The sequence below is a fragment of the Lysobacter sp. 1R34A genome, assembly GCF_051217035.1.
Taxonomy (GTDB): domain Bacteria; phylum Pseudomonadota; class Gammaproteobacteria; order Xanthomonadales; family Xanthomonadaceae; genus Lysobacter.
The window spans coordinates 1-8,566 of record NZ_JBPKJP010000134.1; the positions used below are offsets into that span (position 1 = coordinate 1).

The window sequence follows — 8,566 nt, forward strand, 5'->3', positions numbered from 1 at the left end:
CGGCCCGAACACGAAGCGCCCCTCGCCGGGGACGACCTGCGCCGGGCGCGGAATCACCGCGGTCGCGTGCGCGGCGATCGCCGGCTCGGCTCCGCTTGCGGCGGCGGGGGCATCGGTCGAGCTGGAGCCGGCCGGGTCAGAGCCGGCCGGCGGGGCCGGGTTCTGGCAAGCGGCCAGTCCGATCGCCGCGGCGCTGGCCAGGGCCAGGTTCCAGGCGGTACGCGTTTTCATCGTTGCGCTGCTCCGTTCGTGGCCGGCGCGCGCGGAGGCGCGCCGGCGGTGTCAGTGTGCGGTGCTCAATGCGGCGAAGCCCGGCAGGGTGAGTGCCGGGCTCCGGGTACGACGCGCCGGCGGGATCGAGGCGATCCCGGCGGAGCGGCCACGCGTCCGGCCTTGCGGCCGGCGCGTGCGGGTTGCGCTGCGGATCAGAAGTTGAACCGGAATGCGGCCATGTAGCGGCGGCCGCTGTGGTAGGTGCCGACCGGCTTGCTCTTGCTGCCGGAGTACTGCACGTATTCCTCGTCGAGGATGTTCATCGCGTCGAACGACACGCCCATGTTCTCGTTGAACTTCCAGCCCACGCTGGCGCCGAGTTCCGAGTAGGCGTCCACGCTCGCCGGCGCCGCGCCGGCCACGTAGCCGCCGGCCAGGTAATGGCTGCGCCAGTTGTACGACAGGCGCACCGTCAGCGGGCCGTTCTCGTAGTACGGGCTGATCGCGACGCTGTCGCGCGACTGGTACGGCAACGGATCGCCGGTGTTGTTCTCGCCGTCGGCGTAGGTGTAGTTCGCGGTCACGCCGAAGCCGGTGTCGGCGAACGGCTGCTGGTAGCTGACGTTGAAGCCCTTGACCTTGCCCTTGCCGGCGTTGCGAGGACGCTGGATGTCGTAGTCGCAATAGCCGTCGCTGGTGCAGCCGTGGAAACCGACCAGGGTGGTGTCGAACACGACCCGGTTGGTGTCGCGGATCGAGTTGTACTGGCGCTCGATCCGGGCCGCGCTGTCGATGTAGTTGGAGATGTCCTTGTAGAACACCGACGCCGCCAGCACCGACTGCTCGGCGAAGTACCACTCGGCCGACAGGTTGAAGTTGGTCGACTCGTACGGCGACAGGTCGGCGTTGCCGCCGCTGCCGTTGTAGGTGGTGTCGTTGAGGAAGGTGTTGTTGACCATCTGGTTGTACGGCGCCCAGGCGATCACCTTGGCCGCGGCGAAGCGCAGCAGCACGTCGTTGCCGGTGTCGTAGACCACGTTCAGCGACGGCAGCACGAAGTCTTCCTTCTTCGACTTGGTCTGCCACTTGCTGGCCAGATTGTCGAGGGTCGGCGCGCCGCCATAGACGAAGCCGCTGGCGTCGGTCTTGGACTCGACGTAACGCAGGCCGAAGTTGCCGCGCCAGGCGCCGCTGGAGAAGTCGGCCTGGACGTAGGCCGCGGTGTTGGTCTGTTCCAGCGCCCAGGTGTTGTTGAGGAAGCCGGCCGCGTCGGGGTTGGCGAAGTTCAGCGGGCTGCCCTTGACCCAGTCGAGCACGTTCCCGCGGCCGACCTGGATGTGGCGTCCATGGTCGTTGGTGAAGCCGCGGATGTCGGTCAGGCCGACGGTGCCGACATCGGCCAGGGTGCCGCGGTTGACCGGGCCGTAGATGTTGAGCTCGAAGGCTTCCTCGTGCTTGGCGCGGCGCACGCCGAACTGCAGGTTGTTGAACACGCTGTCGAATTCGACGTTGAAGTCGACCTGGCCGTAGGTGTCCTTGCTCTCGGTCGAGAACACGCCGTTGTTGCCCATCCAGCCGTTGGTCAGGCCGCCCGACGGACCCCAGTTGGCCGGATTGCGCGCGGCGTCGGGGTTGTCGAAGGTGATGCCGCGGTCGATGTCCCAGCTGAAGCCGCCGTTGTAGACCGGCTCGATGAAGTACTGGGCCAGGTGCTTGTTCTCGGACTTGCTGCGGCCGATCTGGCCCTTGAAGCCCCAGCCTTCGCCGTCGAACGCGGTGCGCAGGTCCAGGCCCTTGGTTTCGACTTCCGACTCGCGCACGTTGTTGTCGTACAGCACCGTGCCGCCGGTGGGGTCGGCGTTGGCGTTGGAGTGGCCGCTGGTGACCACGCCGTTCTTGGCGTCGCCGAGCTGGTTGACCGCGGCGACGGTACCGTCGTTCCAGGTCAGGAAGCTGTACAGCGACTGGTTGTAGTTGTCGAAGTTTTCCTTGATGTACAGGCCGCTGAGGTTGAACTCCCACTCGTCGCTCGGCTTGAACTGCAGGTTGACCACGGCGCTGTCGCGCTTGCGGTGCTGCTGGAACCAGGCGGCGTTGATCGAGTTGGGCACTTCCGCGTTCGGGTCGAGGCCGGCGCGCGCGGCGTTGGCGAAGGTCGAGGCTTTGGCGTAGCCGAAGATTTCCAGGCCCTGGCGGTCGACCTGCTCTTCGTAGTGCTGCGCGGCGACCGAGACGCCGAAAGTTTCTTCCGGGTTCTTCCAGCTGTACAGCAGCGAGCCGCTCGGGCGGCCCTTGCTGCCCTGGTCGCTGTAGTTGTAGCTGACCGAGCCGGCGACCGAGTTGGCCTCCAGGTCGAGCGGCTGGCGGGTGTGCATCAGCACGGTGCCGCCGAGGCTGCCTTCGGTGATGCGCGCTTCCGACGACTTGATGATTTCCAGCCGGCCGAGGATTTCCGGCGCGAGCAGGGTGTAGTCGAAGCCGCGGTTGGGCTGCTCGCCGTACAGCCAGATCGCCTGCGCGACCGGATGGCCGTCGAGGAAGGTCAGGTTGAGGCTCGGGTCGGTGCCGTCGATGCTGACCCGCTCGCCCTGGCCGAAGCGGCGATCGAGGGCGACGCCGGGAATCTGCGACATCGCTTCGGCGACGTTGGTGTTGGCGAACTTGCCGATGTCCTCGGCGGTGATCGCTTCCGACACGGTCACGTTGGCCCGCTTGGTATCCAGCGATTTTTCCAGGCTCGCGCGGATGCCGGTGACGACGACGGTGTCGAGTTCGGTGGCTTGCGACGATGCGGACGGGCTGGTGGCTGCCTGGGTGTCCTGGGCGGCCGCCAGGCCCGGACCGATACAGGTCAGGACCGCGACGATGCTGGCTGACAGGATGCTCTTGCGCGCTTTCATTACTGTTCCTCCCTCGGGCGGTGATGGCTCGGCGATCGACCGGGGAAAGCCGGTTCGTCGCGAAGTCCGGTTTGTCTTGTCTGTTTTTTCTTGATGCAGCCGGTCGCGGCGACGCCGTTTCCGGTTTCGGTGTTGCCGCCTTCGATGCGAGGCCGCGGTTTCGCGCACGCGCCTTGCGCGCGTGCGCCTGAGGCCTTGCGCCTACTGCGTTTTCTGCTGGCGATTCGCCGGCGCCGTCGCGCCGTCGCCGGATTCGCTTTCCTGCTGGCCCTGCTCGTACCGGCCCGGCTCGTATTGACCGTGCTCCAGATACCAACTCGCCGCACCGATCACGCCGAGGCGTTCGTTCTCGATCAGCCGCACCGGCACGCGTTCGAGCACCGGACGCATCGCGCCTTTGTCGAGCATGCGGGCATGGAACTCGCTCTCGGGCACGAAGTCCTTGAGCTGAGGCAGGATGCCGCCGGCGATGAACACCGACTTGGCGCCGCTGATCACGGCCAGGTCGCCGATCACGCTGCCGAGCAGCGCGCAGAACGTCAGCACCGCCTCGCGCGCGATCGCTTCGCCGCGACGCGCCGCTTCGGTGATCGCAGCCGGCGCGCGCAGCGAGGGTTCGACCCCGTTGAGCGTGCACAGCGCGCCATACAGATTGACCAGGCCGGGGCCGGAGACGAAGTGCTCGGTCGGCACGTGGGTCTGGCCGCGTTGCTGGGCCAGGCTCAGCATTTCGACTTCGCGCGCGTTGCCCGGCGCGAACGCGGTGTGGCCGGCTTCGGTCGGCAGCACCACGGTGGCCTTGCCGTGCGGAATGCGCACCGCCGCGCCGAGGCCGGTGCCGGGGCCGATCACCAGCACCGGGCCGGGCGTCGATTCGCTGACGCCGGGCGTGAGCAGGGTCGAATCGTCCGGCGCCATGCACTGGGCGGCGTTGGCGTTGGCCTGGAAATCGTTGATGAACAACACCTGGCGCAGGCCGAGCTCGCGGCGCAGTTCCGACAGCGAGATCCGCCACGGCAGGTTGGAATTGATGACCTGGTCGTCGAGCACCACGCCGGCGCAGGCGATCACCAGGTGATCGATGCCGACTGCGTTGCCGGCGATGAACTCGGCCAGGATCGCGGCCAGGCTCGGGTAATCGGCGCAGACATACTTGCGGTGGGCGAGCACGGTCACGGTGGACTCGCCGCCGCTGCCGGGACGGACCAGGCCGACCCGGGTATGGGTGCCGCCGACGTCGGCGGCGATGAACTGGGGCGTGGCCGGATTCAGCCGTGCCGCCGCGCTCATGCGCAGGCTCCGGCGACGGCCGTCGCCGTGCCGGCGCGTGTGTTCACGATGCGTCCCCGCAAGGACATCGACGACGTCCCGTTCCATTCCCACTGCATGCGCCCTCCGCGGCTGCCGGTGTGTTTCCCCTTGGCGGCGCCGAGAGTGCTCTGGGTTTGACAACGTTGTCAACAAGTTCCCGCCAATGTGTCAGCCAGGCCACAAAACCGGGTTTCGGCGCCCGGATTATTGATGCGCCGCAACATAGCGGCGCGCGCGCAAGATCACGGTTTGGCGGGCTTCTTGGCCTGGCGGCTGGCAAGCGGCAGCGACTTGTGACAACGTTGGGCCGACGCTTGTCGTGCCGGTCATCCGGATGACCAGCGGGACGTGGCGGGCGGTACCCGCCGCTCTGGGAGGGGAGTCACATGTCGGTTTCCAACGCCAGCGCTCGGCCGCGTCACCTGGGTTCGATCGCGATCATCGGCGCGCTGTTCTTCGTGTTCGGTTTCGTCACCTGGCTCAACGGGCCGCTGATCACCTTCGTCAAATACCGGTTCGAGTTGAACGACTTCAACGCGTTCCTGGTGCTGACGGTGTTCTACCTGTCCTACCTGTTCCTGGCCCTGCCGGCGTCGAGCATCCTCAAGCGCACCGGCATGAAGAAAGGCATGTCGCTGGGTCTGTTCGTGATGGCGATCGGCGCCTTCGCCTTCGGCGAGTTCGTCCTGCGCGGGTCCTACCCGGGCGCGCTGGCCGGGCTGTTCACCATCGGCGCGGGCCTGGCGATCCTGCAGACCGCGGCGAACCCCTACATCAGCATCCTCGGCCCGATCGAGGGCGCGGCGCAGCGCATCGCGGTGATGGGCATCTGCAACAAGATCGCCGGCGCGCTGGCGCCGTTCGCGTTCGCGACCCTGGTCCTGGCCGGCATCAACAAGTTCGATGCGCAGCTCGCCGCGGCCACGCCGGCCGGGCGCCAGACCCTGCTCGACGAATTCGCCGCGAAAGTGCATGTGCCCTATGTCGCGATGGCCGGCGTGCTGGCCCTGCTGGCGGTGTTGCTGCTGCGCTCGCCGCTGCCGGAAATCCGCGCCGAGGACGTCAACGCGACGCCGGCCGACAGCGGCAGCGGCGGCAACGGCAAGGGCCTGATGCATTACCCGCACGTCTGGCTCGGCGCCATCTGCATCTTCGTCTACGTCGGCGCCGAGGTGATGGCCGGCGACGCGATCGGTACCTACGGCGCGGCGTTGGGCCTGCCGCCGAGCGAAACCAGTTTCTTCACCACCTTCACCCTGATCGCGATGCTCGTCGGCTACCTGGTCGGGCTGGTGGTGATTCCGCGTTTCGTCAGCCAGCAGAAGTACCTCGCGATCTCGGCCGTGCTCGGCATCGCCTTCACCGTCGGCGCGTTCTTCACCAAGGGCTATGTCTCGGTCGGCTTCGTCGCCGCGCTGGGCTTCGCCAACGCGATGATGTGGCCGGCGATCTTCCCGCTCGCGATCGAGGGGCTGGGGCGCCTGACCGAACGCGGTTCGGCCTTGCTGGTGATGGGCATCGCCGGCGGCGCGGTGATTCCGCAGCTGTTCGCCGCGCTCAAGCAGCACTTCGACTTCCAGCTGGTGTTCCTGCTGCTGATGGTGCCCTGCTACCTGTACATCCTGTACTTCGCCAAGGCCGGGCATAAGGTCGGCCTGGCCCATCGGGCGGCGGCCGCGGGCGCCGCCCCGGCCGCGGTCTCGAACTGAGGGCGACGGCGGCCACGCCTGCGACCCCTCGTACTGCCGCAAGCGCAGTGCGAGGGGCGAGCCGCCCGGCCGATGCGCCGCGGAGCGCTCGCGCGGCCGCATCGTTCGTTTCCGAGTCGTTGCACTAATCCGGCTCGGGCCGGGCCCTCATCGAACCCCGTTCAAGCGCCGCGTTCGGGGCGATCGCCTGGCCCGCGCGCCCATGGCGATCCTGCGGCCCGGCCGAGCCGGCGACCCCGCACGCTCGCTTCGTTGTCCGAACGAGCGTTCATTTTTTCGCCACCGGATCGAAAACCCGGCTTCCGTTGCAATCGCCGCTGGCCGCTGCGACGACGCTTCGGTATCGTGCACACAATGAATGCGCCGCCTCCCCACGCCGGCGCGGTCGCGCCTCCGGGTGCGTCGACCGCGCGCGCGCTGCGTTACCTGATCCGTGTACCCGCGCTCCTGTGGCATGTGCTCGTGCATCTGCCGCTCGTGCTGCTGCTGACCACGCCCTTGACCGCCGCCATCCGCGTCGGCGGCGGCGAAACCCTGGGCCATCGCGCGATCCGGGCCTGGTCGGCCGGGCTCTTGCACGTGTTCGGCTTCCGCCTGCGCCGCATCGGGACGCCGCTGCCGGGCGCGACCTTGTTCGTCGCCAACCACGTCAGCTGGATCGACATCGAGACCCTGCACAGCCAGCGCATGATGGGCTTCGTGGCCAAGCGCGAGATCGAGAGCTGGCCGGTAGTCGGCTGGCTGGCGGCGCGCGGCGAGACCATCTTCCATCACCGCGGCAACACCGAATCGCTCGGCGGCGTGCTGCACGAGATGCTCGCGCGCCTGCGCGCCGGGCGCTCGGTCGGCGTGTTTCCCGAAGGCGGCACGCGCGGCGGCGGCGAAATCGGCCCCTTCCATGCGCGCATCTTCCTGGCCGCGGTCGAGGCCAACGTGCCGGTGCAACCGGTCGCGCTGCGCTACGGCGAGCGCGGCAGCGCCCAGTCGGTGGTCGCGTTCCAGGGCAAGGAGAGTTTCTTCGCCAACTTCCTGCGCCTGCTCGGCGAGCCCGGCTGCGTCGCCGAGATCCATTTCCTGACCCCGATCGGTCCCGGCGAAGCCGATGGCCGCCGCCGCATCGCCGACCTGGCGCGGCAGCGCATCGTCGAGGCGATGGCGAGCTGAGCCCATGCTGACCGCAGCCGACTACGCGCCTCCACGCTGGCTGAGGAATGCGCACGTCCAGTCGGCGCTGGGTTCCAGCCCGCTGCGCCGGCGCCGCGCCGAGCAGCGCTTCGCCCGGATCGGCGCGCACACCAGCGAACACCTGATCGACGCCGGCGACGGCGTGCGCCTGCACGGCCTGCACAGCGCGGTGCCCGGCACCGAGCCGCGCGGCCTGGTGATGCTGCTGCACGGCTGGGAAGGCAGCGCCGATTCCAACTACATGCGGCTGACCGCGGCGCAGTTGCTGGCGCGCGGCTTCGAGGTGTTCCGGCTCAACTTCCGCGACCACGGCGACACCCACCACCTCAACGAAGGCCTGTTCCACTCCAACCGCATCGACGAGGTGGTGCAGGCCACCGCCGAGATCGCGCGCCGGTTTCCGCTGCGGCCGCTGTCGGTCGCCGGCTATTCGCTCGGCGGCAACTTCGCCCTGCGCCTGGCCCTGTGCGCGACCGAGGCCGGCCTGCCGCTGACCCACGTCGCCGCGGTGTGCCCGGTGCTCGATCCGGCCCGGACCATGGACTCGATGGAGTCCGGCCTGCCGCTGTACCTGTGGTACTTCGAGCGCAAATGGCGCGATTCGCTGGCGCGCAAGCGCGCTTTGTTCCCGGCCCTGCACGACTTCGACGACCGCACCCTGGGCCTGAGCATGCGCCCGCTGACCCAGTGGATGGTCGAGCGGCATACCGACTTCGGCACCCTCGACCGCTACTTCGACGGCTACTCGATCGCCGGCCAGCGCATGGCCCGGCTGGAAATTCCGGTCAGCATCCTGATGGCCGCCGACGATCCGGTGATCCCGGTCGCCGGCTTCCAGGAACTGGTCCTGCCCGAGCACGCGCGCCTGGAGATCGCGCCCTGGGGCGGGCATTGCGGCTTCCTCGAGAACGCCCAGCTCGACGGCTTCGCCGAGCGCTGGATCGCCGACCGCCTGAGCGCCTGCGCTTCGGCCTGAGCCCGGCGCAGCGGCCCGCGCCGCGCCGTTGCGACGACCGATCGAGCCGGCCGGCGTGCGCGCATTCCGGCGCCGGCCCCCGCCCAGGCCGGGAAAACCGGCGCGGCCCGCCTACAATTGCGGTTCTCATCCCACCCGAAGCACACGAATGTACGAACCCATCCTCGACGCCCTGCGCCGGGGCGCGGCCGCAGAGGCGTTGTCCGCCGCCGAGCAGGCCGTGGCCGCCGACCCGCAAGACGCCGGCGCGCATCGCCTGCACGCCGCCGCGC

5 protein-coding genes and 1 pseudogene are annotated in these 8,566 nt (G+C 68.7%); 3 read left to right on the forward strand and 3 right to left on the reverse strand.

Annotation, left to right across the window (positions count from 1 at the left end; all coding sequences use genetic code 11):
• From ACSAMQ_RS18870 to ACSAMQ_RS18880, 3 genes and pseudogenes are all read right to left on the reverse strand, one after another.
• Positions 1 to 231 (reverse strand): annotated as a pseudogene (locus ACSAMQ_RS18870) (hypothetical protein); the annotation flags it as partial.
• A 194-nt stretch (positions 232 to 425) separates the two neighbouring features.
• Positions 426 to 3,113, reverse strand: coding sequence for a TonB-dependent receptor (locus tag ACSAMQ_RS18875; protein ID WP_435397135.1), 2,688 nt, complete (start codon positions 3,111 to 3,113; stop codon positions 426 to 428).
• A 201-nt stretch (positions 3,114 to 3,314) separates the two neighbouring features.
• The gene (locus tag ACSAMQ_RS18880) at positions 3,315 to 4,403 is read right to left on the reverse strand and encodes a glucokinase (RefSeq protein WP_435397136.1); all 1,089 of its coding nucleotides are present in this window, start codon (positions 4,401 to 4,403) and stop codon (positions 3,315 to 3,317) included.
• 407 nt (positions 4,404 to 4,810) lie between these two features.
• Here ACSAMQ_RS18880 and ACSAMQ_RS18885 point away from each other — a divergent pair, with 407 nt between their 5' ends.
• From ACSAMQ_RS18885 to ACSAMQ_RS18895, 3 genes are all read left to right on the forward strand, one after another.
• The gene (locus tag ACSAMQ_RS18885) at positions 4,811 to 6,133 is read left to right on the forward strand and encodes a sugar MFS transporter (RefSeq protein ID WP_435397137.1); all 1,323 of its coding nucleotides are present in this window, start codon (positions 4,811 to 4,813) and stop codon (positions 6,131 to 6,133) included.
• A 354-nt stretch (positions 6,134 to 6,487) separates the two neighbouring features.
• Complete coding sequence (locus tag ACSAMQ_RS18890) at positions 6,488 to 7,297, forward strand: lysophospholipid acyltransferase family protein (protein ID WP_435397138.1); 810 nt, start codon at positions 6,488 to 6,490, stop codon at positions 7,295 to 7,297.
• Positions 7,298 to 7,304: 7 nt separating this feature from the next.
• Complete coding sequence (locus ACSAMQ_RS18895; protein WP_435397139.1) at positions 7,305 to 8,294, forward strand: YheT family hydrolase; 990 nt, start codon at positions 7,305 to 7,307, stop codon at positions 8,292 to 8,294.
• The last annotated feature ends 272 nt before the right edge of the window (positions 8,295 to 8,566 follow it).

Coding starts and splice junctions, on each gene's coding strand:
- ACSAMQ_RS18890 (WP_435397138.1), top strand. CDS start 6,488: ATGAATGCGCCGCCTCCCCACGCCGGCGCGGTCGCGCCTCCGGGTGCG.
- ACSAMQ_RS18880 (WP_435397136.1), bottom strand. CDS start 4,403: ATGAGCGCGGCGGCACGGCTGAATCCGGCCACGCCCCAGTTCATCGCC.
- ACSAMQ_RS18885 (WP_435397137.1), top strand. CDS start 4,811: ATGTCGGTTTCCAACGCCAGCGCTCGGCCGCGTCACCTGGGTTCGATC.
- ACSAMQ_RS18875 (WP_435397135.1), bottom strand. CDS start 3,113: ATGAAAGCGCGCAAGAGCATCCTGTCAGCCAGCATCGTCGCGGTCCTG.